This is a genomic window from Achromobacter spanius, from assembly GCF_003994415.1.
In the GTDB taxonomy this organism is placed as follows: Bacteria; Pseudomonadota; Gammaproteobacteria; order Burkholderiales; family Burkholderiaceae_B; genus Achromobacter; species Achromobacter spanius_C.
Map to the genome: position 1 here is coordinate 1,457,769 of NZ_CP034689.1, position 25,428 is coordinate 1,483,196.

Below are 25,428 nucleotides of genomic sequence, written 5' to 3' on the forward strand. Positions count from 1 at the left end.
CCCAACACATACCCCACGCGTCCCATTCGGCTGATTGTCAATTCCTCGCCGGCGGGTCCTTTGGATATCTGCGCCCGCGCCATTTCAATGCATGCCGGCAAGCTGTTGGGCCAGACGATCATCGTGGAAAATCGTCCGGGCGCATCTGGCAACATCGGCGCCAAGGCCGTCGCCAATGCCGATCCGGACGGCTACACACTTCTGTTGACCCTGGACACGCTGATGACCGTCAACCCGCACGTCTTCAGCGAGCAGGCCGAAGACTTTACCCTAAACCTGGAGCCGCTCAGTATTGCCGGCAGCTTCGGATTGGCGCTGGCCGTTCGCCCCGATCTGGGCGTGGCCACAATGGAAGAATTCTTGCGCTTCGCCAAATCGAATGTCATCACTTATTCGTCCGCGGGCTACGGCAGCCCGGGAAATCTGGCCTTTGAAAAGCTCAAGCTGAGCCTCGGCTTCGAGGTGGCGCATGTGCCTTTCCGGGGCAGTGCGGGCGCCGTCAATGCCTTGTTGGGAGACCAGATCCAGGCCGGATTCCTGGCCGCGTCGGCAGTGCAGCCGCACGTCAAGGCAGGCAAGATGCGTGCATTGGCCGTTTCGTCACGCGAACCCGACCCTGGCTTGGCCGGTGTTCCAGCGATGGCGCAGGTGGGTGTGGAATCCTTGAAGGACTTTGAAGCGGCATTCGCCTTTCTTGTCATGGCGCCGCGGGGGATACCGGCCGATGTTGCCGCGAAGTGGGACGAAACCTTGGCACAGGTCTATGCGTCGCCGGAGTTTCTGGCCAGCATTGCCAGCCTGGGCATGCGCGCGCCATTTTCCGGCCACGCTGTCGCGAAAGAGTGGGTGCAAACCCAGGCGGGTAGTTGGGCCGACGTGATTGATTCGGCGGGGATCAAGGGCCAATAGCAGAACGCAGGGAGCTCAGGGAACGCAGCGGCAAAACACCAAGAGCACATCGCCCGATGGCGGCAGACCGGTACGTTCCCGCTACCGGCCTTGACCGCCATGCCTATCCGCCACGCTCACCATTTGCCTTGATTCTGCGATGGCGTCTGCATCGGGGTTGTGGCATTGGCAGGATGCACCGTGTCCACATACTTCCTATAGCTGGCGACATATGCCCCACTGTAGATGTCGGGCGTCTCGTCGCCTTCCCATTTTTGCTCGACGCCAGCCTCCCGCCAGGCGGCCAGGTCGCGCATGACGTCGTCGTGGCTTTTCGGGACATCGGGCGTTTGCACGGCGGTCGCGGGGGCGACGGCCTGCTGCGCAAAAGTGGGGCCAGACAGCAAGCCGGCGGCCAGCACCACCGGGACGAACACTCGGAACGAAAGGACAGTCTTCATGAATGACTCCTTGATCACGATAGCAATCCCTCTCCCTCATGGCTTCGGACTCATCGTAGGGCGGCTGGGTGCCCATCGCATACCCAAAATTGATTACGCCTGGCTGATCCCCCGGGACGGCTACCGGAGCGCATACCGCGTTTGCGCTATAGCAGGGATGCCAGCCGCACCAATTCCGCCTGGCGGCTGCATTCCATTTTGCTCAGCAACGAGGCGACCTGCTTGCGCACGGTCAGCACCGATGACTGGCGCAGCGTCGCCACTTCTTCCACGCTGTGGCCGGCCGCCAAACCCGCCAGCACGGCGGCTTCGGCATGGGTGATGTCGAACACGGCTTTCAGCTTGTCGACGTCGGGTTTGCAGAATGCGCTTTTGCGGCGCAAGCGCACCAGCAGCAAGCGGCCACCCAGCAGGCTTAGCGCGTCGGGCGCGGTGCTGATATCCATCCAGTCGAATTCGCCCCAACCCGCGGCCGTGGCCAGCGAGCGGGTCTGGCCGTCGTGGAAGGTGGCGACGCAATAGACGTCGAACAGACGCTGGCTTTTGGCGTCGGCGTGGCGCAGCCTGCCGCCGCGCACGATCCAGCCGCGAGCATCTTCCACATATTGCCGAGCGAGCGCCGAAATCCTGTTGACCATGGACTCCTGGTTGATCAGCAGCACCGCTTCGTTGACTTCCGAAAAGGCGCTTTCCACTGAATTCCAGCCGATGGTCAAGGCCTTTTGGCGCTGTGCAAGCTGGCTTTGCAACAGGCGGAAGTACCGGGCGAAGTCGCCTGTCTGCAGGCGCGCGCTGGCTTTGGCATCGATGGTGGAGCGCTGGAAGCCGATGGACGCATGCAGCACGGAGTTGGACTCGACGATCAGCGAAATGATCTGCGCCATGCGGTGCTTGACCATGAAGTCGGCGTAGAACTCCGTGCGCTGCAGTTGGGCGCTGCTGTACATGCGGGCGGTGTCCAGCCAGGTGCCGGCGGGCGCCGTGCGCGAGTCATGTTCCAGGACGTCATGACGGTAGTAATGCCCTTGGTAGTCCGCGAAGCAGGCGTCGGAAAAACCGATGGCGGACAGGTTCGACAGCTTGTTGCGCGCGTCGAACACGATCAGCGTGCCGCTATCGGCGCCGACCAGATCTCGCGCTGTGCGCAGGATGTCATGCCAGGGCGGGTTGGGGTCGGTCAGGTGGTGCACGGCCTCCATTGCGCGGGAGAAGACAATCTGATGCTTGAGCATGGTGTGTCCCCAACGTGGCCGTCGGCCCGAGCGGAAATTATGCCCGCGAATTTGCGATCATTGCGCAACATACATGCCTAATCCTGGCAGCGGAGCAGGATTAATGAACCACCTGATGCGTGTGCACCGGGATGGTTCCATCAGGGCGCGGGCGCATCGCCCGGCGGCAGGATCGCGGCCCGCCATAAATCCAGGAAATGCCGCTTTTTCAGCGTATCCAGGTACACCAGCAATCCCACGCCCAGCGCCATGGGGCGGATGCCGGCGGCCGGAACGACCGAGGCATTGACGGGCTGCATGCCCGATTGCTTGGCCAGCATTTCCTGCCCTCGGGGCGAGAGCAAGTAGTCGAGCAACAGCGCGCCCAGGTCGCCGCGTGGCGCCTGCTTTGGAATGATGGCGGAGCGCGACAGCATCAGGGTGTAGTCCTGCGGATAGATGATGGCCAGCGGGGCGCCCTGGTCGATGCGGTGCCGGGTGTAGGACTCCAGCAGGTTGTACGCCAGCGTGATATCGCCGCGTTCCAGCTTGTCCAGGGCGTCTTCGGTGGACTCGTGAGTGGTGACGCCATTGCGGCCGAACGCGGCCAGCAAGGCGCCGGCCATGCTGTCCAGGCGCGTGTCCTGCGTGGCGGCCAGATAGCCGATGCCGCTGCCTTCCACGTCGTAGGTCGAAATGCTGCCGGCCAGCGGCCGGTCGGGCGCTTGCAGCAGGGACAGCAGCGCGCGCCGCGTATGAGGCACGCGCGCGGCGTCGAGCTTGTCCGTGTTGTAGACCATGACGATGGGGTCGGTGCCGATGCTGAAGACTTCGTCGCGCCAATTCGCCCAGGCGGGCAGGGCGCGCGTTTCCGGCGACACGTGACGTTGTGCATAGCCGTCGTTGACGAGCTTGGTCTGCAGGTCCATCGCGCTGCTGATGATCAGGTCGGGGCCGCGCCTGGCGGTGGGGTCCTGGCGCGCGCGCTCGACCGCGTCCTGGTAGAGCTGCTGCGTGGACAGCTCGGTGTATTCGAGCCGCAAGCTTGGATTCAAACGGGTGAAATCTTCCAGCACGCCCTTGAACACCTGCACGCTGTTGGACGCATGCAGGACCAGCACGTTCTTGCTGTCTTCGGGCCCAAGCGTCAGGCCGTCGCGGCTGACTTCGGCGGCCGTCACCGTCGTCATGGCGGCAATCCACAGCAGGGCGAGCGCGCCAAGCAGCGTGCGGACCCACATCAGCGCGCTACGCATCATGGCGGCCTGCCGGCAAGGTGATGACCGCATCCAGTCCGCCGCCCACGCGGTTGCTCAAGCTGAGTTTTCCTTGGTGGATGTCGACAACGCGCTTGACGATGGACAGGCCCAGCCCCGCGCCAGGGGTGCGTGGGTTGGGGCCGCGCGTGAAGCGTTCGAACGCGGCGTTGGCCAACGCGGGGGGAATGCCTGGCCCGGGGTCGGCGACGGTGATGCGCCAGCCATGCTCGTGCGCGTCAAGCGTGATGTCGATGTGACCGCCAGCGCGGGCGCCGTGTCGCAAGGCGTTGTCGATCAGGTTCTTGAAGGCTTCGCGCAGCATCAGGTTGTCGCCCAGGATAGTGGGCGCTGGGCGGCCGGGTTCCCGATCGGGCTCGGTGTCCGGCAGGTGCAGGCGCACGTCGGGCTGAGGCGCGGCTTGCGGCACGGTGTCATAGGCGGCTTGGCGCAGCAGTTCGGCCAGGTCGACGAGCTGGAACTGCTTGACGTTGCTGCGGTGGATGACGCTGGCGTCGCTAAGCAGTTGGTTGACCAGCCGCGACAGTTTTTCCGCGTTGCGCAATACCGCCAGCAGGCTGCGGCGCTGTTCGTCGGGGTCGTCTTCGTCCAGCGCCACTTCCATCTGCGCGTGCAGCGCGGCAAGCGGTGTGCGCAACTGATGCGCGGCTTCGGCGATGAACAGGCGCAAGGTGTCCAGGTTGTCGGACAGGCGGGCCATGAAGCCATCCAGGGAATGCACCAGGGTGTCCAATTCCTCGGGCACGGGCGCCGCGATGGGGTGCAGGTCGGACGCGCTGCGGGTGGCCAACTCGTGTTCGATGCGTTGGATGGGCGACAGGGATCGCTGCAAGCCCCAGTAGGCCAGCGCCAGCGCTGCACTCGTGAAACCGATCAGCGCCAAGGTGCCTTGCCAGAGAATGCTGTCGGCCAGCGCGTTGCGGGCTTCGCGGGTTTGCGCGACCTGGATCACGGCGGTCTCGGTGCTGCGCGGCCCGGCGATCTTGCGTTCCATCCAGGCCACGCGCACCGGTTCACCCTGAAAACGGGTGGTGTACAGCCGAGGCGTGTCGATGGCGTCTGTGTTGTCCGGGGCGGCGGGCAGGTCGGAGTAACCGGAAATCAGCAAGCCCGCTGTGCTCGCCACGCGATAGAACACGCGGTCACGCGGCGACTGCTCCAGCAATGCCAGCGCGGCGTAAGGCATGTCCATCTGCCATTTGCCTTGCACCAGTTGCAGGCTGTCGGCCATGGACAGGACCGACGCGCGCAGCAACTGGTCGTACGTAGTGTCCGCGGTTTGCTGGGCATAGCCGCGCACCAGCAGGTAGAGCGCAGCCAAGCCCACGGCGAACAGCGTCAGCAGCATTGCCAACAGGCGGCGTCGTATGGAAATGCGGCCAAGCTTCACGGGCTATTCCTGCGGCGTGCCGGACGCGGGGTTGTCCGACGGGGCGGTGGACGTCAGCAGGTAACCGGTGCCGCGCTGCGTTTCGATACGTAGCGGCGAGCCTTCCAGCTTGCGACGCAGCCGCGCAATGTAGACCTCGATGGCGTTGGGCGCCGCGTCGTCGTCAAAGGCGAAGAGCTTGTTGGCGATTTCGGTCTTGCTGACGGCGCGGTTCATGCCGGCCAGCAGAATTTCCAGCAAGCTGTATTCGCGCTTGGGCAGGTCGATGCGCTGTCCGCCCAGGGACACGTGGCGCGCGGCACTGTCGATGACAAGTTCGCCAAAGCGCAGGACGCCGGCGGCTTGGGCGCTGGGTCGGCGCAGCAAGGCGCGGCAGCGGGCTTCCAGCTCGCGGAAATCAAAGGGTTTGGCCAGATAGTCGTCGGCGCCGGTATCGAGCGCATGGACGCGGTCTTCGATGTCGATGCGGGCGGTCAGCGCCAATACCGGTGTCTTGCTGCCGCGGTCGCGCAGGCGGTGCAGGATGTCAAACCCCGACATGCGGGGCAGGCCGATGTCCAGGATGACGAGATCGAAGGTTTCGTATTGCAGCACGCCGTCGGCGCTCAGGCCATCGCTTTGCAGATCCACGGCATGGCCGAGACGGCGCAGCCGGCGGACAAGGGCGTCGGCCAGATCCTCGTCGTCTTCGATCACCAGGATGCGCATCGGCTGATTGTAGCTGCGTCGAACGCGGGCATTTTCCCCTGGGGCGGTTGCCTCGAGGGCCCACATAAGCTCGATCGGGCATGGAAAAACGACAGGTTCCAGACAGCTTTTCTTCCTAGTCTTCGGCACCTGCCTCCCTTGCTGGAGACGGCGCCACACATAACAACGACTAGTCGGAGATACCCCTCATGCTGTTGACCCTGCTTGGCTTTGGCATGGTGATCACGTTCATGACGTTGATCATGACCAAGCGCCTGTCGCCCTTGGTCGCCCTGATTCTTGTCCCCATTATTTTTGCGTTGCTGGGCGGCTTTGGCGCCGGCATCGACAAGATGATGCTGGACGGCATCCGCAAGATTGCGCCCACCGGCGTGATGCTGATGTTCGCCATCCTGTATTTCGGGGTGATGATCGACGCCGGCCTGTTCGATCCCATCGTTGGCCGCATCCTGCGCGCCGTGAAGGGCGATCCGCTGAAGATCGTGGTGGGCACCACGGTGCTGGCGCTGGTGATTTCACTGGATGGCGACGGCTCGACCACCTACATGATCGTGGTGGCCTCGATGTTGCCGCTGTACCGCCGTCTGAAGATGAACGCGCTGTCCATGACCTGCCTGGCCATGCTGGCCAGCGGCATCATGAACCTGACGCCGTGGGGTGGGCCGACGGCGCGTGCCGCCAGCGCCCTGCATGTGGACGCGGGCGACATCTTCATTCCGCTGGTGCCGGTGATGGGGGTGGCGATCGTGGCGCTGCTTATCCTGGCCTTCTTCCTGGGCCTGAAAGAACGCCGCCGCCTGGGCGTGCTGTCGCTGCCGGAGGGGGCGTCGATGCATGCCGGCTACGACGAAGACGGCCCCAAGAATCTGCCTGAAATCGAAGTCGACCACGACCTGCGCCGCCCCAAGCTGCTGTGGGTGAACGCCGGTTTGACGCTGGCGCTGATGGTCAGCCTGGTGATGGGCGTACTGCCGCTGCCGGTGCTGTTCATGATCGCGTTCGCGGTTGCCCTGATCATCAACTATCCGAACCTGGCCGAACAGCGCCGCCGCGTTGCGCAGCACGCGGGCAATGTGCTGTCGGTGGTGTCGCTGATTTTCGCGGCGGGTATCTTCACGGGAATTTTGTCCGGCACGGGCATGGTGGAAGCCATGTCGCGCAGCCTGCTTGCCGTGATTCCGGATGCGATGGGCCCGTATCTGGCCGGCATTACCGCGCTGGTCAGCCTGCCGTTCACGTTCTTCATGTCGAACGACGCCTTCTATTTCGGGGTGCTGCCCATCCTGAGCGAAGCGGCGCAGGGCTATGGCATTTCGGCCGTTGAAATGGCGCGCGCGTCGCTCATCGGTCAACCCGTGCATCTGCTGAGCCCACTGGTGCCGTCCACTTATCTGCTGGTGGGTCTGGCCGGTGTGGAATTTGGCGACCACCAACGCTATGCGCTGAAGTGGGCCACGCTGGTCTGCATGGTAATGCTGGCGGCCGCCTTGGCGTTTGGTCTGTTCCCGTTTGTGGGTGCGGGTGCTTGATACGCGGCGCTGCCGCACATTGATAAAGGAAGGGTCATGGCTTTGCGTATCGCTTATGTCACCAGCGGAATGGGCCACACGGGCACGGCGATCTGCCAGGCGCTGCATCAGGCGGGACACCGCGTGGTGGCCGGTTGCGGCCCGCGTTCTTCGCGTCGGGATAGCTGGTTGAAGGAACAGAAGTCCCTGGGCTACGACTTCGTCGCGTCCGAGGGCGACGCCACCGATTGGGCATCGACCGAGGCGGCGTTCGCGAAAGTACGCCGCGAGGTCGGCGAGATCGACGTGCTGGTCAACAACGCCGGATCGATGCTGGACATGCGCTTTCGCCAGATGGGCTATGCCGACTGGGCCGCGGTGCTGCGCAGCAACCTGGATACGCTTTTCAACAGTACCAAGCAGGTGGTCGACAGCATGGCCGACCGCGGCTTGGGGGCGGATCATCAACATTGGGTCGGTGGCGGCGGAAAAAGGGCAGATCGGCCAGATCAATTACGCCACAGCCAAGGGCGCAGTGATCGGCTTCACGCGGTCGCTGGCGCAGGAAGTGGCCGCGCGCGGCGTCACGGTGAATCTGGTGTCGCCGGGCTTCATCGCCGACGACACGGTGAAGGCCTTTCCGCCCGCGCTGTTGGACCGCATCGTTGAAAGCGTACCGGTCGGACGCCTGGGCACGGCCCACGACCTGGCCGGGCTGTGCGCCTGGCTGGCCTCCGACGAGGCCGCCTTCGTGACGGGCGCCAACTACGCGATCAACGGCGGCGTGTATATGAGCTGAAGGCGGGTGTAGCCTATGCGGCTTGGCCTACACGTCTATCTGGTCGAACTGCACACCCATCGCAACGGCAATACGTTCGCGGGTGATTTTCTTCGTTTTGGCGCCGGAGGCTTCCATGGCGGCGTAGCTGGGTTGGCGAATGCCCAAGCGCGCTGCCATTTCCACCTGCGTGATACCGAGATATTCGCGCCACGCGCGAATGATGCTCCAGTTATTGCCTGCCATCAATGAAACGACTTCATGTGGAATCGTGCCATCTGCAGGGATGCGTGGCATGCGGTTGACGGGGACAGGTTTGGCGCCGATAAGGGCAACGTACTCCGCATAGCGCAAGACGACGAATGCCGGTTTGCCGTCCGCTTCCAGGATGGTGGGATGTAGCGCGGGGTGCGCGCGCTGGGCGGTTTCAGTAGGTGCTTTCATCGCGCTTCTTCACTTCCTGGATGTCTATGACGCAGATTTCGGCCCGGACGTCGAACAACACCCGATAGCGGCCGACTCGCAGCCGATAGGCGAACTGGTGATTCTCCAAAGCCTTCACGTTCGAGGCAGCGGGAAAATTCTCCAGCTTGGTGATTTCTGCGGCGACCCGGGTTCGGTCTGCGATCGGGAGCTTTAGCCACTGTTTGACGGCCTTCTTGGCCCAGTTGATGCAGAACATGGCAATGCGGCTGGTAGATTTATAGCTTAAGCTATATAAATTTTCAAGTTCGTCTTTGCGCGGGTGGATGCTCTTGGTCTGCGCGTGACGGCTGAATGCGGTTCTAACGCGAAGCCCTGCGGCAGATCAATCAAACTTGCGATTTCTAGGACGACATCCGCTTCCAGTCACAGCTTGGGCCTTCCCTATGCAAAAATGCACCGTTTTGAATTTCAACAGGGAGCGGTTCGATGCAAGCTAAGTGGTTCGCGGTGGCAGGCGCGGCGGCTGTGTTGGGGCTGGCGGGATGCGGCAAGAAAAATGAATACCCCGAGAGTGTTCGCCGCGTGACCTATAGCGCCTGCGTGGAAGGCTTCAAGAAAAGCGCGGGTGCGCTGCCCGATGTCGACACGCGTGCAGAGGCCTATTGCAATTGCGTGCTGGACGGCTTGCAAAAGTCAGTGCTTCTGAAGGACTACACCGCCTATGACCGCATGCTGGTCACGAACGAAAAAAGCGCGGAGCGCGATCGGATCGAGGCATTGGTCAATGGCGTCGTGAATATGTGCGTGGCGCAGCAGACGCAAAAGTAGTGCTGCTTCTTGCCGGGGACGCCTAGCGGCCCAGCTTCATCGACACATCCGTATGCGTGCCGCGATCCAGATCCGCGCCCAGGGGCTGATCCCATTCGGGCAGGTTCAGCAGTTCTTTGCTGACTTCGCCCGCTTCGATGCGGCGCGCGATGTCTTCCAGCAGCAGCGTGCGGGTAGCAAAGCCCTTGCCTTGCAGATCGCGGGCAAAGAGCCGGTACGTAAGGTTGGGTTCTTCGCCCTTCATGACGCCCAGGTCCAGGATGCGACCTTGCTCATTGCGCATCAGCAAATGCCCGGGCCGCGCATAGATACGGTAAATACGCCATGGCGAAGCGATGGCGGCGTGGTTGCGCTTTGGCTCCCGCCTGGGCTCGCCTCCCTGGGCAGGGCGCGGCGCTGAAGGCAGCAACTTGACGCAGGCGTTGGCGAATTTGGCGATTGACCTTCGGATCGCGCTCACGCTGGAACCGAGATCCGCGTGTGTGCGAGGAAAGACCGTTGTGTGCTGGGGCGGGCGCGCGCGTAGCGCTTGCGGTGGTGGTGCATGGCCATACTCCTGTATGGCGATACGGCGAGGTGACGCGCGTTCAAGCACCATTGCGCCAGCATACGCGCTTTATCGTTCGGGTATACGCTTATCCAGGCTTCGTTACTCAATAGGCAATGCCAAGGGATCTTCCCAGACCCTTATTACGCAATGATTTCATTAATAAGCGTTTATTTTTCGCGTAACTGATGCTTGCGTGGTAATTGGAAACGCCGATTGACATTACCCACCCCTGCACCCATAGTGGACAAGAAGCTTTTCGAGCATCGTGATTTTCGTCCGGTCTTGCTCCCCCTGGGGCGCTTCATTGTTCGCTGTCCTTTCCTTGATAGGCTCATCTTCGCGGGCAACGCCTGCATTTAAAAAGGAATGAGATTATGGAAACCGGAATCGTCAAATGGTTTAACGATGCGAAAGGATTTGGCTTCATCATGCCCGAGGACGGCGGCAAGGATTTATTCGCGCATTTCTCGGAAATCGTTAGCGAAGGGCATAAAGTGCTGATGGAAAACCAACGCGTCAGCTACGTCACTGCTCAAGGCGCAAAAGGGCCTCACGCCACGCAAATTCGCGCTCTGTGAATAAAGGCCCGTTGGGCCTTTAGCGTTTGGCCTTTAAATACTGAAGGGGCTTTTATGTTGCACAACAATATGGTTTACAAGGGCTATCGGCTTACCGCCAATGTTTCCCGGATAGCAGTCGGGGGCAGCGGCCGGCCCGCGTTCACCGCAACGGTAGCGGTTGAGCTGGCGGCCGATCAAGACAAACTTAACGAGCATCATGCCGTGCCGCTGTTCGAATCAGGCGGATTTGTCTCCAGCCCGGGCATGGCAGTAGATGCCGCGATCAATCATGGCCGGCTTGTGGTTGATTCACATGCCAGGCCGTCTTGATATGCCGCGGCATCGCGCTGCGTACCGGCCAGTCAGGGCCGCCCATTTGGGCGGCCTTTTTGTTGGCGCGTGCTGTGCGTGCGATGGATTCGGTGCATTTGCCGTGCACTGGCATGCCGCGGTGGTGGGCCACGCGGGATAGCGCATCGGTCCACGGATGACAAGAAAACGCGCCGCCGCCTGTAAACTCTGAGCACCTTCATGGGCTCGGGAGATGCTTGATGGCCGGCAGCAGTTTCTTTGCATTGTTCGATGACATCGCGACCATTCTGGATGACGTTTCCGTCATGACCAAAGTTGCGGCCAAGAAGACGGCCGGCGTGCTGGGCGATGACCTGGCGTTGAACGCGCAGCAGGTGAGCGGGGTACCGGTAAACCGGGAACTGCCCGTGGTGTGGGCAGTGGCCAAAGGCTCGTTCATCAACAAGCTGATCCTGGTGCCGTCGGCGCTGCTGATCAGCGCGTTCGCGCCCTGGGCGGTGACGCCGTTGCTGATGCTGGGCGGGGCGTTCCTCTGCTACGAAGGCGTAGAGAAACTGGCGCACAAATTCCTGCCGCATGGCGAGTCTGACGAGGGCAACCACGCGGCGCGTGCGCAAGCCCTGCAGGACACAGCGGTCGACATGGTTGCGTTTGAACGCAACAAGATCAAGGGCGCCATTCGGACCGACTTCATCCTGTCGGCCGAAATCATCGTCATTAGCCTCGGGGCGGTGGCGGGCGCGGATTTCACGCGCCAGGTGGCGGTGCTGTCCATCATCGCCATTGCGATGACGGTCGGCGTGTACGGCCTGGTGGCCGGCATCGTCAAGCTGGACGATCTGGGTTTGCACCTGAGCCAGAAGCGCACGCAGGCGGTGGCGTGGCTGGGCCGGGGCATCGTGGGCGCCGCGCCCTATCTGATGAAGACCTTGTCGGTGGTTGGCACCGCCGCGATGTTCATGGTGGGCGGCGCCATCCTCACGCACGGCATTGCGCCGGTGCACGCGGCCGTCGAACACGCCGCGGCCGCGGTGGGCGGCGGGGGTGTAGTGCAGGCGTTGACGGCCACCGTTCTCAACGCCCTGTTCGGCATTGTGGCCGGCGCGGTGGTGCTGGGCGTGGTCAGCGTCGTCAAGCGGCTGTTCAAGAAAAGCTGAAGCCGAGTGCAGTTCTAACAAGACAAAGAGCCAAGCCCCCGCGCCTCAAGCGTTGGGGCCTGTGCGGTCAAGCCGCGCTGATCACAGCAACCCGCGCTGTCAGGGCGCTTGCGCCGCCACTTCCGGTGCACGCGCCGGAGAACCCATGGCCTGGAACAGCGCGGCCGTTTCCGTCAGCCGGGCATTCGCGTATTCCAATTCACGCAGCCGTGCCGCCACATAGTGTTCTTCCGCCGCGAACTCGGTGTATGGCGCCAGCGCGCCCAAGCGTACGCGGCTTGCCGTGTTGCGGTAGGACTGCTCGGCCGCGCGGCGCGAGGCCTCGGCTGACGCCAGCGCCTGCCCGTCGGCGTCCAGCCGCGCCAAGGTATCGGCCACGTCCTGGAATGCGGTCAGCACGGTTTGCTTGTATTGCAGCACCGACGCCTCGTAACGTTCCTTGGCCGCGCGGCGCTCGGCCAGCAAGGCGCCGCCATGGAAGATGGGTTGCGTGAGCGACGCGCCGATGGCCCAGATGGAACCGGCGCCCGACAGCGCCGCTGGCCAACTGAAGCCGCCCTTGCCCATCGAAGCGGACAGCGACAGGCTGGGGAACAACTGCGCGGTGGCCACGCCTACGTCGGCGGCAGCGGCTTGCACCACCGCGTCGGCCACCAGGATGTCAGGGCGCGAGGCCAACAATTCCGAGGGCACGACCACCGGCACCTGTGCCGGCACCGCCAGCGTGCTGAACGCCAGGTCGTCCGGCGCCTGATCGGGGCTGCGGCCCAGCAGCACCGCCAGCGCATGGCGCGTGGCTTGCCATTGCGCGCGCAGGCCGGGCAGCGAGGCCTCCAACGTGGCGGCATCCTGGTCGGCATCCAGCGCGTCGTTCTGCGAGGCCGACCCCAGTTCATAGCGGCGCTGCGTATCGCGCGCCACCTGGCGCAGCAACACCACCTGCTTTTCGGTCAGCGCGACCCGTTCGGCCAGTGATGCCGACCTGATGGCGCCGGTGACGATATTGCCGGCCAGCGCGCGCCGCGCGGATTCCAGCTGGAAGGCCTGCTGCTCGACTTGCGCCGCCAACGAGGCATTGGCAAAGCGCGCCGCGCCGAACAGGTCCAGGTCATAGCTGGCCTGAACCTGGCCGGTGAAGACGTTGTAAAGCGCGGTGGGTTGGGGCAGGTCGGGCATGGTCAGCGCGCGGTTGCGCGTGGCGCTGGCGCCTGCGTCCACCGACGGCAGCAGTGACGAATTCACCTGCGCGCGCAACTGTTCGCGCGCGCCGGCCAGGTTGCGTTCGGCTGCCGCCAGGTTGGGGCTGTTGGCCAGGCCTTCCTGCACCAGGGCGTTCAACGCATCGGAACCATAGCGCTTCCACCATTCGGGCACGGGCCGCGCGCCTTGCTCAAAACGCTGCGCCACGCCTTGTGCGGCAGCGCCCTGGGCGGGCGTCGGTTCCACGCCGTACTGGGCAGGCGAGGCCACGGCGGGCGGCTTGCTGTCCGGCGCGAAAGCGCAGGCGCTCAAGGCCAGTAGCAAGGGCAAAACCATGGGCAAAACCAAGGGCCGGGCCAGCGGCGGCGCGCCAAGGCGGGAGGAATGGCTCGCATGGGTCGAATAGATGGCGTGGATCGGGTGGATCTTCATCCTCAGGCTCCTCGTTCCAGCGTGTCGGCGGCGTTGGCGCCGGGTGGCACGCCTTCGGGTTCGTCGCGTTCGTCGTGACGCACGCGGAACCACGCCGCATACAGCGCGGGCAGGAAGAACAGCGTCAGCACCGTGGCGCTGGTGATGCCGCCCATCAATGCGGTGGCCATGGGGCCGAAGAAGTTGCTGCGCAAGAGCGGAATCAGCGCCAGCACGGCGGCGGCGGCCGTCAACACAATCGGGCGGAAGCGCCGCGCCGTGGCGCCCACAATCGCATCCACGCGCTTGTGGCCGTTCAGGATGTCTTGTTCGATCTGGTCAACCAGAATCACCGAGTTGCGCATGATGATGCCGAACATGGCAATCACGCCCAGCATGGCCACGAAGCCGAACGGCTTGCCAAACAGCAGCAGCGCCGCCACCACGCCGATCAGGCCCAGGGGCGCGGTCAGCACCACCATCAGCACGCGAGAGAAGCTTTGCAATTGCACCATCAGCAGCGTCAGCACGGCCACCGCCATCAACGGCATCTGCGCATTGATGGAGGATTGGCCCTTGGCGCTTTCCTCGACCGGCCCGCCAACCTCGATTCGGTAGCCCACCGGCAGGTCGGCGCGGATGGCGTCCAGCTTCTTGTTGATGGCATGGGTGACGTCGATGCCCTCTGCGCCGCTGGCCACGTCGGCCTGCACGGTGATGGTGGGCTGGCGGTCGCGTTCCCAGATCACGCCGTATTCCAGGTCGTAATGCACCTGACCCAGGCTGCCCAGCGGCACGGGGCCGTTGGGTGTGGGCATGGACAGCGTGGCCAGGCGCGCGGGGTCCACGCGTTCATCGCGCGGCGCGCGCAGGCTGACGTTGATGAGCTTGTCGCGTTCGCGGTACTGCGTCACGGTATAGCCCGACAGCGTCATCGCCAGAAAGTCCGAGATGTCGTTGGTGCTGATGCCCAGTTCGCGCGCCTTCTGCTGGTCGATCTCGAAACGCACGGAACGTTCCGAGGGTTCGTCCCAGTCGAACTGTACGTTGACCGAGCGGCTGTCGGCGCGGACTTGCGCAGCCACTTTTTCCGCCACCGCGCGCACTTCCGGAATCTTGTCGCCACTGACGCGGAACTGCACGGGGTAGCCCACGGGCGGTCCGTTTTCCAGCCGGGACAAGCGGGTGCGGATGGCGGGGAATTGCTCGCGCAACATCGGTTGCAGCCAACTGGCGAGCTTTTCGCGGTCTTCCACGGAATGCGCGGTAATGACCAGTTGGCCGAAGTTCGGCGTGGCCAGTTGCTGGTCCAGCGGCAGGTAGAAGCGCGGCGCGCCGGTGCCCACGAAGCTGACCGCATGGTCTATCTCGGGGCGGCCTTCCAGCGCTTTCTCCAGACGCTCGACCTGGCGCAGCGTGGCCGCGAATGACGCGCCTTCCTGCAGGCGCACGTCCACCAGCAGTTCGGTGCGGTCCGAGCTGGGAAAGAACTGTTGCGGCACGAACTTGAAGCCCGCCATCGCAATGACGAAAATCACCACCGTGCCCGCCAGCACCCAGAAGCGGCGGTCCACGCACCATGCCACCCAGCCGCGCAAGCGCTGGTAGAAACGGGTGTTGTAGATGTCGTGTTCGTGGTCGTGCGGTAGATGGGCTTCGCGTTTGCGTTCGGGCAGCAGCCGGTAGCCCAGCAGCGGAATCAGCACCACGGCGGCAAACCACGACGTGATCAGTGCAATGGCCGATACCTGGAAGATCGAGCGCGTGTATTCGCCGGTGCTGGACTTGGCCAGCGCAATCGGCAGAAAGCCCGCCACGGTAACCAGCGTACCGGTCAGCATGGGAAAAGCGGTGCTCGTGTAGGCAAAGGCGGCGGCGCGCGCGCGGCTCCAGCCTTGTTCCAGCTTCACTGCCATCATTTCCACGGCGATGATGGCGTCGTCCACCAGCAGGCCCAGCGCCAGCACCAGCGTGCCCAGCGACACCTTGTGCAGGCCGATGCCGAACATGTCCATGAACAGCGCCGTGATGGCCAGCACCACCGGTATCGAAATCACCACCACCATGCCAGTGCGCACGCCCAGCGACACCAGGCTGACGAGCAGCACGATGGCTACGGCCTCGGCCACCGATCGCAAGAACTCATCTACCGAATCCGACACGGCGTCCGGCATGCTGGACACTTCAGTCAGCGTCAGGCCGGCGGGCAGTTGCGCCTTCAACTTTTCAAACGTCGTGTCCAGCGATTCGCCCAGGCGCACCACGTCCTGGCCAGGCTGCATGGTGATGCCGATGCCCAGCACGGGGGCGCCCTTGAAGCGCATCTGGTCGATGGGCGGGTCGTCGTAACCCCGGTGGATGGTCGCAATGTCGCCCAGCCGGATCGACTTGTCGTTCACCCGGATCAGCGTGTCCGCCAGCGCGCGACTATTGCCGTACTGCCCGGTGGGCCGCACGAAGATGCGATCGTCGGCGGTGGTAAAGGTGCCGGCGCCCGCTACCGCGTTCTGCGTGTTGATGGCTTGCGCAATCTGCTGTGGCGACACGCCCAGCCGGCTTAGCTGTGTGTTGGAGATTTCGATGTAGATGTGTTCGGCCGGGTCGGCAAAGTAGTCGACCTTGGCCACTCCCGGCACCCGCAGCAGCACGGTGCGCAGGCTGTCGGCGTAGTCGTGCAGTTGCGCGGGCGTGAAGCCGTCGCCGTGCAGCGTATAGATGTTGGTGTAGACGTCGCCGAATTCGTCGTTGAAGAACGGGCCTTGCACACCTTGCGGCAGCGTGGCCTGGATGTCGCCCACTTTCTTGCGGATCTGGTACCACTGGTCGGCCACCGTGTTGGCGGGCGCCGAGTCTTTCATGGTGTAGAAGATCAGCGATTCACCAGGGCGCGAATAACTGCGCAGGAAGTCCGTGTTGGCGGTTTCCTGCAGCTTCTTGCCGATGCGGTCGGTGACTTGTTCCTGCACCTGCTGTGCGGTGGCGCCGGGCCACAGGGTCTTGATGACCATCACGCGGAAAGTGAAGGGCGGGTCTTCGGACTGGGCCAGCCTGGAATACGACAGCACGCCGAACAGCGTGACCAGCGTAATCAGAAAAATCACCAGGGGCTGGTGGCGCAGCGCCCAGGCCGACAGGTTGAATTTGCCTTCGTTGTGTCCGTGGCCGGGCTCGTGGCCAGCGTCTTCGGCGTTGGCGCTCATGATGCAAAGTCCTCGGGGTGCAAGGGCGCCACGGGTCGAACTTTTTCACCGGCCGTGACGGTGTGCACGCCTTGCCAGACGACACGCTCGCCCGCTTGCACGCCGCCTGACAGCGTGACCGTGCGCGCGTCGTAGCGCAGCACTTGCACGCGGCGCAGTTCCAGCGTGTCTTCTTGCGGTTTCACGACCCATACGGCGGGTTCCTTGCCGTCATGGAACAACGCCGTGGCGGGCACGGTGTAGCTCGCCTGGCGCGTCGCGCCGGGGTTGTCAAAGCTGATGTTGGCGGTCATGCCCAACCGCACGTCCGGCGACGGCGATTCCAGCGTGAGCTTGACGCGGTAGGTGCGGCTTTGCGGGTCGGCGGCGGGCGCGATCTCGCGCAGGACGGCAGAGAAAGTCTGGCCGGGCAGGGGCCCCAAGGTGACACTGGCGCGTTGCCCCAGCGCCAGGCTGGCCAACACGCCTTCCGGCACGTCGCAGATGGCGTCGATGTCGCCCGCCCAGGCCAGTTGGTAAACCGGGGTTCCCGCGGCGACGTTCTGGCCCGTGTCGGCCTGTTCGGCGGTGATGACACCCGCCTGGTCGGTTTTCAGCGTGGTGTATTCAAGCTGATCGGCCGACAGCGCGGCCTGTTGCGCGGCTTGGTCGCGTTGCGCCAAGGCGGCGGCGTAGGCATTGCGTGTCTGTTCCAACTGATTCGTCGCGATGAGATTTTCGCGTGCCTGGGCGCGGTCGCGCTCCAATTGCTGGCGGGCATACGTCAACTGATGCTGTGCGGCCGACAACTGGGCCTTGGCGGCCGCGGCGTTCTTGGCGGCGTCGGCGGGGTCCAGCTTGGCCACGATCTGCCCGGGTACGACGCTGTCGCCCAACCTGACCTTGCGTTCAATGATCTTGCCGCCCACGCGGAATGACAGCGGCGTGCTGTAACGTGCCTGGACCTCGCCCGGCAAGGTCCACGCAGGCAGGCGTTCGTCGGCTTGGGCCGGCATGGCGACGACGGGGCGCGGGGCCGGGGCGGCGGCTTCCTTGCGGTCGCAGGCCGATAGGGCTAGGGTCGATGCCAGCGCGGCCGCTAGTGCCAGATGGCGAGTCCGGGCCCAGCGAAGTGCAAAGACGGGGGCAGACGCCGCGTCGGCGGCCAGAGCGCGCACCGGCGAAGGCAGGCGGGAACCAGGGAAATTCACGAAACACCTCGCGGCGCGAAGAGAACAAATAGGGGAGTCAATTCCAATACGGCCTGAATTCTAATGCGGTTATGTATTCAGATACAAGAATGTATTTGGCGTGATCCCCAGTGCTAAACTTCCGCCATGTCAAAAGTCCGCCTCACCCGTGAACAGAGTCGAGACCAGACGCGTCAGCGTCTGCTTGACGCTGCGCAATCGGTTTTTCTCAGCAAGGGTTTTGTGGCTGCCAGCGTCGAAGACATCGCCGAACTGGCGGGTTACACGCGCGGGGCCTTCTATTCCAATTTCGGCAGCAAGTCCGAACTTTTCCTGCAACTGCTCAGGCGCGATCACGAAAAAGTGATGGCCGACATGCGCACCATCTTCGAAGAAGGCGAATCGCGTTCGCAAATGGAAGCGCGCGTGCTGGAGTACTACAGCACGCATCACCGCGAAAACGATTGCTTTCTGCTCTGGATGGAAGGCAAGCTGCAAGCGGCGCGCGACCCGGACTTTCGCGTGGGTTTCACCGATTGCCTGCGGGAATTGCGCGCGGCCACCACTGAGTACGTGCGCCAGTTTTCCGCCCATGTCGGCACGCCGCTGCCGCTGCCCGCCGAACAGTTGGCGGTGGGCTTGCTGGCGCTGTCGGACGGCATGCAATTCAGCTATGCCTTCGACCCGCAAGGGGTCAGCCTGGAAATGACCGAGGCCGTGTTGGCGGGCTTTTTCCGCCGCGTGGTGTTTGGCGACGCCATGCCCGAGCGGGCGGCGGACGGGCAGGCGGATCACCCGGACAGCCAGTCAGCGGACAGCCGATCAGGGCGCTGAAAATCGGCTGATGCGCCGCCTTGATTGCGCGGTGCTCCATTTTTTAAGATTGTCATCTTCCCGCTGGCCGTGATAGTAATACCGGCGGCGTGCAGTCGGACTGAGGGGGTTGCGCGCTGGATATTTCAACCCTCGGGCGAAAGGAGCGGCTGCATGACTTCAGAAACCCGACCATCCACCATTAACCGCCCTGTGTTTGTTCCGGCGGCCGTTTTCACGCTGCTGCTGGTCGGGTTCGCGATCCTGGCACCCAAGCAGGCGCAGACCTTGTTCGATGCGGTGCAAGGCTGGATCATGGGCAATGCCAGTTGGTTCTACATCCTGGTCGTTGCAATCATCTTGCTGGCCGTGGTGTTCCTGGCGGTCAGCCGGTATGGCGACATCAAGCTGGGGCCTGATCACAGCGAACCCGACTACCGTAATTTCACCTGGTTCGCGATGCTGTTTTCCGCGGGCATGGGTATCGGCCTGATGTTCTTCGGCGTGGCCGAACCGGTGATGCACTTCATGTCGCCGCCCGTGGGCGAAGGCGGCACCGCCATCGCCGCGCGCGAGGCCATGAAGATCACCTTCTTCCACTGGGGCCTGCATGCCTGGGCCATCTATGCCGTGGTGGCGCTGGTGCTGGCCTTCTTCAGCTATCGGCATGGTTTGCCGCTGACGCTGCGCTCGGCCTTGTATCCGCTGATCGGCAACCGCATTCACGGGCCGATCGGGCACGCGGTCGACATCTTCGCCATTCTTGGCACGGTGTTGGGCGTGGCGACCTCGCTGGGGCTGGGCGTGGCGCAGATCAACAGCGGGCTGAATCACCTGTTCGGCGTGCCGGTAGGGGTGACGACGCAGATCATCCTGATCATCATCACCTGCGGGTTGGCGACGATATCGGTGGCCAGCGGGCTGGACAAGGGCATCCGCATCCTGTCCGAAACCAATCTGGTGCTGGCCGCGGTGCTGCTGCTGTTCGTACTGGTGGTGGGGCCTACCGTGTTTCTGCTCCAGACCTTCGTCCAGAACACGGGCGCGTATCTGTCCGACATCGTCAACAAGACCTTCAACCTGTACGCCTACGAGCCCACCGACTGGATCGGCGGTTGGACGCTGTTCTATTGGGGCTGGTGGATTGCGTGGTCGCCCTTCGTGGGCATGTTCATTGCGCGTATCTCGCGCGGGCGCACCATCCGCGAATTCGTCACCGGCGTGCTGCTGGTGCCCGCTGGCTTCACGCTGTTCTGGATGACGGTGTTTGGCGACACGGCCATCCACATGATTCTGGTGGACAAGGTGCAGGGCTTTGCGGAAGTGGTGGACGCCGACTCGTCATTGGCCTTGTTCGCCTTTCTTGAGCAACTGCCCTGGAGCGGGCTGCTGTCGATCATTGCCATTGCGATGGTGGCGGTTTTCTTCGTGACCTCGGCTGACTCGGGGGCGCTGGTGGTGGACCTGCTGGCATCGGGCGGATCAGACCGTACGCCGGTATGGCAACGCATCTTCTGGTCGCTGCTGATGGGCGCGGTGGCTATCGCCCTGTTGCTGGCCGATGGCCTGAAGGCCTTGCAGACCGCCACGATCGCCAGCGCGCTGCCGTTCTCGGTCATCTTGCTGCTGTCCCTGTGGGGCTTGTTCAAGGCGCTGAAGCTGGACGCCACCAAGCGCGGCATCCGCTACCAGTCCTTGACCTTGTCGCGGCCCGCGCGCGGCGGGCAGTCGTGGGAACGCCGGCTGCGCAACATGGTGATGATGCCGCGCCGTTCGCATGTGCAGCGCTTCATCAGCGACGTGGTGCGGCCTGCCTTGGAAGACGTGGCTGACGAACTGCGCAAGCAGGGCTACGCGGTGGAAGTGCGCGAAAACGAAAACGATGGCAGCGCCGTGCTTGAGGTTTCCCACGGCGAGCATCTGGACTTTTCGTATGCCGTGCAACCCGAGGCCTTCGTGCGCCCCAGCCTGACGCCGGATGAGGCCGCCGACGAGGAAGAACGCAAGTACTTCCGCGCCGAGGTGCATTTGCGCGAAGGCGGGCAGGACTACGACATCATGGGCTGGAGCCGCGACGCGGTCATCGGCGACATCCTGGACCAGTACGAACGGCATCGGCATTACCTGCATATGGTTCGAACCTGACCTTCGGCCGCGTATCGACCGTGGCCCCCAGCGCCCTGACGGGCGCCAAAGCCCTAAAACCGCCAGCTACGCCTGGCGGTTTTTTTATTGCCGATAGCGTGCCGCTATCCCCTGCATTGCATCAGCCACTTTGACGAAGCACGCCAAATCATGGATTATCCAAGCTTATTCTTGGATAAATAAAAGAGAGAATCATGAAGGCGAAATCCGGGGCATGGGCGGCAAGCGCCATCGTGCTGGTGTTGGCAGTGGCGGGCGGGCTGGCGTGGAAGTACGGCCAGGCTTCGCAGCAGGACGTATGGGCGATGGCGCCCGCCAAGGTGGCCGTGGCGCCCGCAGTGCAGGCGGCATTTCCCATGGGCTTGAGCGGAATCGGGTCATTGGAGGCCACACGCCAGGTGCAGGTGCCGGCGGAAGTGGACGGCCGCGTCACGCAGATTCTTTTCACGGCGGGCCAGCAGGTCAAGGCCGGCCAATTGCTGGTGCAGATGAACGATGCGCCCGAGCAAGGCGAACTGGCGCGCCTGCAAGCCCAGGCCCGCAATGCCCGCGCCTTGCTGGAACGCACGCGGCGCCTGTTGCCGCAACAGGCAGCCACGCGAGAACAGTTGGAGCAGGCGCAGGCGGACTACGACCAGGCTGCCGCCGACATCAAGCGGGTGCAGGCGCTGATCGAGCAAAAGCGCGTCAAGGCGCCGTTCGACGGCGTGCTGGGGGTGCGCCGCGTCAACCTGGGTCAATTCACCCGGGCGGGCGACGCGCTGGTATCGCTGACGGACGCCTCTACCGTGTACGCCAACATCACCTTGCCCGAACAGGCGTTGGGCGTGGTGCGTACCGGGCAGCCGGTTTTGGTGACGGTGGACGCCCATGTCGGACGTGAATTCGCCGGCCAGGTGACGACGGTAGAGCCGCAAGTGGACGCGGGATCGCGCACGGTGCGGGTGCAGGCCACGTTGGCCAATGCCGACGGAGCGCTGGCGGCCGGCATGTTTGCGCATGGCCGCATCGGCCTGCCCGACCGCCCCAACGTGATCACCGTGCCCGAAACCGCCGTCAGCTACAGCGCCTATGGCGATTCCGTGTTCGTGCTGGCGCCCTCCAAGACCGGCCAGGAAGGCGCCGCCACCACCGTGCGGCAAGCCTACGTCAAGACCGCCGAGCGCGTGCGCGGCCGGGTGGTCGTGACCGACGGGCTGGAAGCGGGTGACCAGGTGGTGACGTCCGGCCAACTGCGCCTGCATAACGGCGCGGCGGTTGAAGTCATTTCCTCCGATACCGTGGCGCCATCCGTGGCGCAAGCTGATTGACGCGGCGGAGGCAAACATGACTTTCACCGATCTCTTCGTGCGCCGGCCGGTGCTGGCCCTGGTGGTCAGCACCCTGATCCTGCTGCTGGGCATCAAGGCGCTAAGCGGTCTGCCGGTGCGGCAGTATCCGTTGACCGAAAGCACCACTATCACCATCACCACGCAATACCCGGGCGCATCGCCCGAGCTGATGCAGGGCTTTGTCACGCAACCCATTGCGCAATCCGTGGCCACGGTGGAAGGCATCGACTACCTGTCGTCGTCGTCCACTCAGGGCCGCAGCGTCATCACGGTGCGGATGAAGCTGAACGCCGATTCCAACAAGGCCATGACCGAGGTCATGGCCAAGGTCAACGAGGTCAAATACCGGCTGCCGCAAGACGTCTACGACCCGGTGCTGGTCAAGTCCGCGGGCGAGGCGACCGCCGTGGCCTATGTGGGCTTTTCCAGCACCACGCTGTCGTTGGCGGCGCTGACCGATTATCTGTCGCGCGTGGTGCAGCCGCAGTTGTCGTCGATTGACGGCGTGGCCAGCGTGGAACTCTACGGCGGCCAAAAGCTGGCCATGCGCGTATGGCTGGACCCGAACCGCATGGCGGCTCGCGGCATTTCGGCGGGCGAACTGGCAGAGGCGCTGCGGGACAACAACGTGCAGGCGGCGCCGGGCCAGGCCAAGGGGCTGTATGTGGTGTCCAACATCCAGGTCAACACCGACCTGGTGAATGTGGCGGAATTCCGCGACCTGGTCGTCAAGCGCGACGGCGACGCATTGGTGCGGCTGGGCGATGTGGCCACGGTGGAACTGGGGGCGGCGTCCACCGATTCCAGCGGCCTGATGGACGGCGAACCGGCCGTCTACTTCGGCCTGAACGCCACGCCGGTCGGCAACCCGCTGGTTATCGTCAAGCGCTTGCAGGAGCTGCTGCCCAACATCAAACAGAACCTGCCGCCGGGCACCAGCGTGCAGGTGCCCTTCGAGCTGGCGCGCTTCATCAGCGCGTCCATCGACGGCGTGATGCAGACCCTGTTGGAAGCGATTGCCATCGTGGTGGTGGTGATCTTCCTGTGCCTGGGTTCGTTGCGCGCGGTGCTGATTCCCGTCGTCACGATTCCGCTGTCCATGCTGGGCGGGGCGGCCATCATGGCGCTGTTCGGTTTCAGCGTGAACCTGTTGACGTTGTTGGCGATGGTGCTGGCCATCGGCCTGGTGGTGGATGACGCCATCGTGGTCGTGGAGAACGTGCATCGGCATATCGAAGAGGGCAAATCGCCCGTGCGGGCGGCGTTGATCGGCGCGCGTGAAGTGGCGGGGCCGGTCATCGCCATGACCATCACGCTGGCCGCGGTGTATGCGCCCATCGGCCTGATGGGCGGGCTGACCGGGTCGCTCTTCAAGGAATTCGCCTTTACGCTGGCGGGTGCGGTGGTGGTGTCGGGCGTCATTGCGCTGACGCTGTCGCCCGTCATGAGTTCGTTTCTGCTGAACAGCCGTGTATCCGATGGCTGGATGGCGCGCCGCGCCGAGCATTTCTTTGGCCGCCTGGGCAACGCCTATGGCAGTGTGCTGGACGTGTCGCTGCGGCACCGCTGGGTGACGGGGCTGATCGCGGTGGCGGTGCTGATCAGTCTGCCGTTCCTGTACAACGCCGCGCAGCGCGAACTGGCGCCGGTGGAAGACCAGTCCACCGTGCTGACCGCGATCAAGTCGCCGCAGCAAGCCAATATCGATTACGTGGAGAAGTTCGGCAAGAAGTGGGACGACGTCATGAGGACCGTGCCCGAGCAGAAGGGGCGCTGGCTGATCAACGGATCGGATGGCGTGTCCAACAGCATCGGCGGGGTCGACTTCGTGGACTGGCAAGACCGCAAGCGCAGCGCCGACGAGATCCAGGCGCACATGCAGTCATTGGCCAATCAGGTGGAAGGCAGCAACATCTTTGCGTTCCAGTTGCCGTCGTTGCCGGGATCCACCGGCGGCCTGCCGGTGCAGATGGTGCTGATGAGCGCGGCCGACTACCCGGTGGTCTACGAGGCCATGGAAGGCTTGAAGAAAGCCGCGCGCGAAAGCGGCCTGTTCATGGTGGTGGATAGCGACCTGGACTACAACAACCCGGTGGTGCAGTTGAAGGTGGACCGCGCCAAGGCCAACAGCCTGGGCGTCACCATGAAAGCCATCGGCGACACGCTGGCGGTGCTGGTGGGCGAAAACTACGTCAACCGCTTCGGCATGGACGGGCGTTCGTATGACGTCATTCCGCAAAGCCAGCGCGAACACCGCGTGTCGCCTGAAGCCTTGGCGCAATTCCACGTCAAGAGCGCCAGCGGCGCGCAGGTGCCGCTGTCCAACCTGGTGTCGGTGTCCATGGGCGTGGAACCCAATTCGCTGACCCAGTTCAACCAGCTGAATGCCGCCACCTTCCAGGCCATACCGATGCCCGGCGTCACCATGGGCGACGCGGTGAAGTTCCTGTCGGCACAAGCGCAGCGCCTGCCCGCCGGCTTCAGCTATGACTGGCAGTCGGATGCGCGCCAGTTCAGCCAGGAAGGCTCGGCACTGATGATCACCTTCCTCTTCGCCATCATCGTCATCTATCTGGTGCTGGCCGCGCAGTACGAAAGCTTGCGCGACCCGTTCATCATTCTGGTCAGCGTGCCCATGTCGATTTGCGGCGCGCTGATTCCGCTGGCGCTGGGCATGGCCACCATCAACATCTATACGCAGATCGGCCTGGTGACGTTGATCGGCTTGATCAGCAAGCACGGCATCCTGATGGTGGAGTTCGCCAACGAAATGCAGCTCAGCCACGGGCTGGACCGGCGCGCGGCGATGGAGCAGGCCGCCCGCATCCGGCTGCGTCCCATCTTGATGACGACGGCCGCGATGGTGATGGGGCTGATCCCCCTGCTGTTCGCCACGGGGGCCGGCGCGCACAGCCGCTATAGCCTGGGCCTGGTGATCGTGGTGGGGCTGTTGGTGGGCACGCTGTTCACACTGTTTGTGCTGCCCACCGTATACACGGTGTTCGCGCGCGACCACCGGGCCGCCAACGACACGCCGCGCGCCCGCGAATTGTTGGCGGCGCAGGCGGAAGACGCCCGCCCGGCGACCACGCATTAAGGATGCAA

Annotated in this window: 21 protein-coding genes and 1 pseudogene; 11 read left to right on the top strand and 11 right to left on the bottom strand. The window is 63.8% G+C overall.

The annotated features are described in order from the left end of the window. Window positions 1–60 precede the first annotated feature (60 nt). Window positions 61–909, top strand: a complete 849-nt coding sequence (locus ELS24_RS06575; protein ID WP_240669463.1) for a Bug family tripartite tricarboxylate transporter substrate binding protein — start codon at window positions 61–63, stop codon at window positions 907–909. 116 nt (window positions 910–1,025) lie between these two features. Here ELS24_RS06575 and ELS24_RS06580 read toward each other — a convergent pair whose 3' ends face one another. From ELS24_RS06580 to ELS24_RS06600, 5 genes are all read right to left on the bottom strand, one after another. Beyond that, a complete protein-coding gene (locus ELS24_RS06580) occupies window positions 1,026–1,349 on the bottom strand; it encodes a hypothetical protein (protein ID WP_050448517.1) in 324 nt (107 codons plus the stop codon). Between the two features lie 146 nt (window positions 1,350–1,495). Next, the gene (locus ELS24_RS06585) at window positions 1,496–2,581 is read right to left on the bottom strand and encodes a LuxR C-terminal-related transcriptional regulator (RefSeq protein WP_050448518.1); all 1,086 of its coding nucleotides are present in this window, start codon (window positions 2,579–2,581) and stop codon (window positions 1,496–1,498) included. 140 nt (window positions 2,582–2,721) lie between these two features. Continuing rightward, a complete protein-coding gene (locus ELS24_RS06590) occupies window positions 2,722–3,819 on the bottom strand; it encodes an ABC transporter substrate-binding protein (protein ID WP_370641175.1) in 1,098 nt (365 codons plus the stop codon). After that, window positions 3,809–5,227 (bottom strand): sensor histidine kinase, encoded by a 1,419-nt coding sequence (locus ELS24_RS06595; RefSeq protein ID WP_127183707.1) that lies wholly within the window; start codon window positions 5,225–5,227, stop codon window positions 3,809–3,811. Before ELS24_RS06595 ends, ELS24_RS06590 begins: the two co-directional genes overlap by 11 nt. A gap of 3 nt (window positions 5,228–5,230) precedes the next feature. After that, entirely contained in the window at window positions 5,231–5,935 is a 705-nt protein-coding gene (locus ELS24_RS06600) for a response regulator transcription factor (RefSeq protein WP_127183708.1), read from the bottom strand. A 188-nt stretch (window positions 5,936–6,123) separates the two neighbouring features. Between ELS24_RS06600 and ELS24_RS06605 the strand changes: the two genes are divergently transcribed. After that, window positions 6,124–7,464 carry a CitMHS family transporter gene (locus tag ELS24_RS06605; protein WP_269747742.1) on the top strand — a complete coding sequence of 447 codons (1,341 nt, stop codon included), beginning with the start codon at window positions 6,124–6,126 and terminating at the stop codon, window positions 7,462–7,464. A gap of 36 nt (window positions 7,465–7,500) precedes the next feature. Continuing rightward, window positions 7,501–8,242 (top strand): annotated as a pseudogene (locus tag ELS24_RS06610) (SDR family oxidoreductase). Window positions 8,243–8,269: 27 nt separating this feature from the next. On the opposite strand, the gene ELS24_RS06615 reads toward ELS24_RS06610, so the two are convergent. Next, window positions 8,270–8,665 (bottom strand): helix-turn-helix domain-containing protein, encoded by a 396-nt coding sequence (locus tag ELS24_RS06615; RefSeq protein ID WP_050448522.1) that lies wholly within the window; start codon window positions 8,663–8,665, stop codon window positions 8,270–8,272. Further along, window positions 8,649–8,903 (bottom strand): type II toxin-antitoxin system RelE family toxin, encoded by a 255-nt coding sequence (locus ELS24_RS06620; RefSeq protein WP_050448523.1) that lies wholly within the window; start codon window positions 8,901–8,903, stop codon window positions 8,649–8,651. Before ELS24_RS06620 ends, ELS24_RS06615 begins: the two co-directional genes overlap by 17 nt. A gap of 230 nt (window positions 8,904–9,133) precedes the next feature. Here ELS24_RS06620 and ELS24_RS06625 point away from each other — a divergent pair, with 230 nt between their 5' ends. Further along, window positions 9,134–9,475 (top strand): hypothetical protein, encoded by a 342-nt coding sequence (locus ELS24_RS06625; RefSeq protein WP_127183709.1) that lies wholly within the window; start codon window positions 9,134–9,136, stop codon window positions 9,473–9,475. Window positions 9,476–9,497: 22 nt separating this feature from the next. On the opposite strand, the gene ELS24_RS06630 is transcribed toward ELS24_RS06625, so the two are convergent. Next, window positions 9,498–9,935 carry a hypothetical protein gene (locus ELS24_RS06630; RefSeq protein ID WP_050448525.1) on the bottom strand — a complete coding sequence of 146 codons (438 nt, stop codon included), beginning with the start codon at window positions 9,933–9,935 and terminating at the stop codon, window positions 9,498–9,500. 464 nt (window positions 9,936–10,399) lie between these two features. Here ELS24_RS06630 and ELS24_RS06635 point away from each other — a divergent pair, with 464 nt between their 5' ends. From ELS24_RS06635 to ELS24_RS06645, 3 genes are all read left to right on the top strand, one after another. After that, window positions 10,400–10,603, top strand: a complete 204-nt coding sequence (locus ELS24_RS06635) for a cold-shock protein (protein WP_050448526.1) — start codon at window positions 10,400–10,402, stop codon at window positions 10,601–10,603. Window positions 10,604–10,657: 54 nt separating this feature from the next. Further along, on the top strand, window positions 10,658–10,915 hold the full coding sequence (locus ELS24_RS06640) for a hypothetical protein (protein ID WP_083447485.1): 258 nt from the start codon (window positions 10,658–10,660) through the stop codon (window positions 10,913–10,915). A 221-nt stretch (window positions 10,916–11,136) separates the two neighbouring features. Then, window positions 11,137–12,054 carry a DUF808 domain-containing protein gene (locus ELS24_RS06645; protein ID WP_127183710.1) on the top strand — a complete coding sequence of 306 codons (918 nt, stop codon included), beginning with the start codon at window positions 11,137–11,139 and terminating at the stop codon, window positions 12,052–12,054. Between the two features lie 99 nt (window positions 12,055–12,153). Here the strand turns inward: ELS24_RS06645 and ELS24_RS06650 are convergent, their stop codons facing one another. The 3 genes from ELS24_RS06650 to ELS24_RS06660 all read right to left on the bottom strand — a co-directional run bounded on the left by ELS24_RS06650 (window position 12,154) and on the right by ELS24_RS06660 (window position 18,013). Then, the gene (locus ELS24_RS06650) at window positions 12,154–13,590 is read right to left on the bottom strand and encodes an efflux transporter outer membrane subunit (RefSeq protein WP_127186265.1); all 1,437 of its coding nucleotides are present in this window, start codon (window positions 13,588–13,590) and stop codon (window positions 12,154–12,156) included. 98 nt (window positions 13,591–13,688) lie between these two features. Further along, window positions 13,689–16,865, bottom strand: coding sequence for an efflux RND transporter permease subunit (locus ELS24_RS06655; protein WP_050448528.1), 3,177 nt, complete (start codon window positions 16,863–16,865; stop codon window positions 13,689–13,691). Further along, window positions 16,862–18,013: an efflux RND transporter periplasmic adaptor subunit gene (locus tag ELS24_RS06660; RefSeq protein ID WP_428839697.1), complete on the bottom strand. Its 1,152-nt coding sequence runs from the start codon at window positions 18,011–18,013 to the stop codon at window positions 16,862–16,864. The genes ELS24_RS06655 and ELS24_RS06660 overlap by 4 nt, the downstream gene beginning before the upstream one ends. Window positions 18,014–18,181: 168 nt before the next feature. On the opposite strand from ELS24_RS06660, the gene ELS24_RS06665 reads away from it, so the two are divergent. The 4 genes from ELS24_RS06665 (at window position 18,182) to ELS24_RS06680 (ending at window position 25,420) form a co-directional block, all read left to right on the top strand. Further along, window positions 18,182–18,868, top strand: coding sequence for a TetR/AcrR family transcriptional regulator (locus ELS24_RS06665; protein WP_240669464.1), 687 nt, complete (start codon window positions 18,182–18,184; stop codon window positions 18,866–18,868). A gap of 153 nt (window positions 18,869–19,021) precedes the next feature. Continuing rightward, entirely contained in the window at window positions 19,022–20,992 is a 1,971-nt protein-coding gene (locus ELS24_RS06670) for a BCCT family transporter (RefSeq protein WP_050448531.1), read from the top strand. A gap of 194 nt (window positions 20,993–21,186) precedes the next feature. Then, window positions 21,187–22,302, top strand: a complete 1,116-nt coding sequence (locus ELS24_RS06675) for an efflux RND transporter periplasmic adaptor subunit (protein ID WP_050448532.1) — start codon at window positions 21,187–21,189, stop codon at window positions 22,300–22,302. Window positions 22,303–22,318: 16 nt separating this feature from the next. Next, complete coding sequence (locus ELS24_RS06680; RefSeq protein WP_127183711.1) at window positions 22,319–25,420, top strand: MexW/MexI family multidrug efflux RND transporter permease subunit; 3,102 nt, start codon at window positions 22,319–22,321, stop codon at window positions 25,418–25,420. Window positions 25,421–25,428 lie beyond the last annotated feature (8 nt).

What these genes read in the sequence shown, in the direction of transcription:
- ELS24_RS06580 (WP_050448517.1), bottom strand. Translation starts at nt 1,349, where the DNA reads ATGAAGACTGTCCTTTCGTTCCGAGTGTTCGTCCCGGTGGTGCTGGCC.
- ELS24_RS06585 (WP_050448518.1), bottom strand. Translation starts at nt 2,581, where the DNA reads ATGCTCAAGCATCAGATTGTCTTCTCCCGCGCAATGGAGGCCGTGCAC.
- ELS24_RS06590 (WP_370641175.1), bottom strand. Translation starts at nt 3,819, where the DNA reads ATGATGCGTAGCGCGCTGATGTGGGTCCGCACGCTGCTTGGCGCGCTC.
- ELS24_RS06600 (WP_127183708.1), bottom strand. Translation starts at nt 5,935, where the DNA reads ATGCGCATCCTGGTGATCGAAGACGACGAGGATCTGGCCGACGCCCTT.
- ELS24_RS06605 (WP_269747742.1), top strand. Translation starts at nt 6,124, where the DNA reads ATGCTGTTGACCCTGCTTGGCTTTGGCATGGTGATCACGTTCATGACG.
- ELS24_RS06615 (WP_050448522.1), bottom strand. Translation starts at nt 8,665, where the DNA reads ATGAAAGCACCTACTGAAACCGCCCAGCGCGCGCACCCCGCGCTACAT.
- ELS24_RS06620 (WP_050448523.1), bottom strand. Translation starts at nt 8,903, where the DNA reads ATGTTCTGCATCAACTGGGCCAAGAAGGCCGTCAAACAGTGGCTAAAG.
- ELS24_RS06625 (WP_127183709.1), top strand. Translation starts at nt 9,134, where the DNA reads ATGCAAGCTAAGTGGTTCGCGGTGGCAGGCGCGGCGGCTGTGTTGGGG.
- ELS24_RS06635 (WP_050448526.1), top strand. Translation starts at nt 10,400, where the DNA reads ATGGAAACCGGAATCGTCAAATGGTTTAACGATGCGAAAGGATTTGGC.
- ELS24_RS06640 (WP_083447485.1), top strand. Translation starts at nt 10,658, where the DNA reads ATGTTGCACAACAATATGGTTTACAAGGGCTATCGGCTTACCGCCAAT.
- ELS24_RS06645 (WP_127183710.1), top strand. Translation starts at nt 11,137, where the DNA reads ATGGCCGGCAGCAGTTTCTTTGCATTGTTCGATGACATCGCGACCATT.
- ELS24_RS06650 (WP_127186265.1), bottom strand. Translation starts at nt 13,590, where the DNA reads ATGGTTTTGCCCTTGCTACTGGCCTTGAGCGCCTGCGCTTTCGCGCCG.
- ELS24_RS06655 (WP_050448528.1), bottom strand. Translation starts at nt 16,865, where the DNA reads ATGAGCGCCAACGCCGAAGACGCTGGCCACGAGCCCGGCCACGGACAC.
- ELS24_RS06665 (WP_240669464.1), top strand. Translation starts at nt 18,182, where the DNA reads ATGTCAAAAGTCCGCCTCACCCGTGAACAGAGTCGAGACCAGACGCGT.
- ELS24_RS06670 (WP_050448531.1), top strand. Translation starts at nt 19,022, where the DNA reads ATGACTTCAGAAACCCGACCATCCACCATTAACCGCCCTGTGTTTGTT.
- ELS24_RS06675 (WP_050448532.1), top strand. Translation starts at nt 21,187, where the DNA reads ATGAAGGCGAAATCCGGGGCATGGGCGGCAAGCGCCATCGTGCTGGTG.
- ELS24_RS06680 (WP_127183711.1), top strand. Translation starts at nt 22,319, where the DNA reads ATGACTTTCACCGATCTCTTCGTGCGCCGGCCGGTGCTGGCCCTGGTG.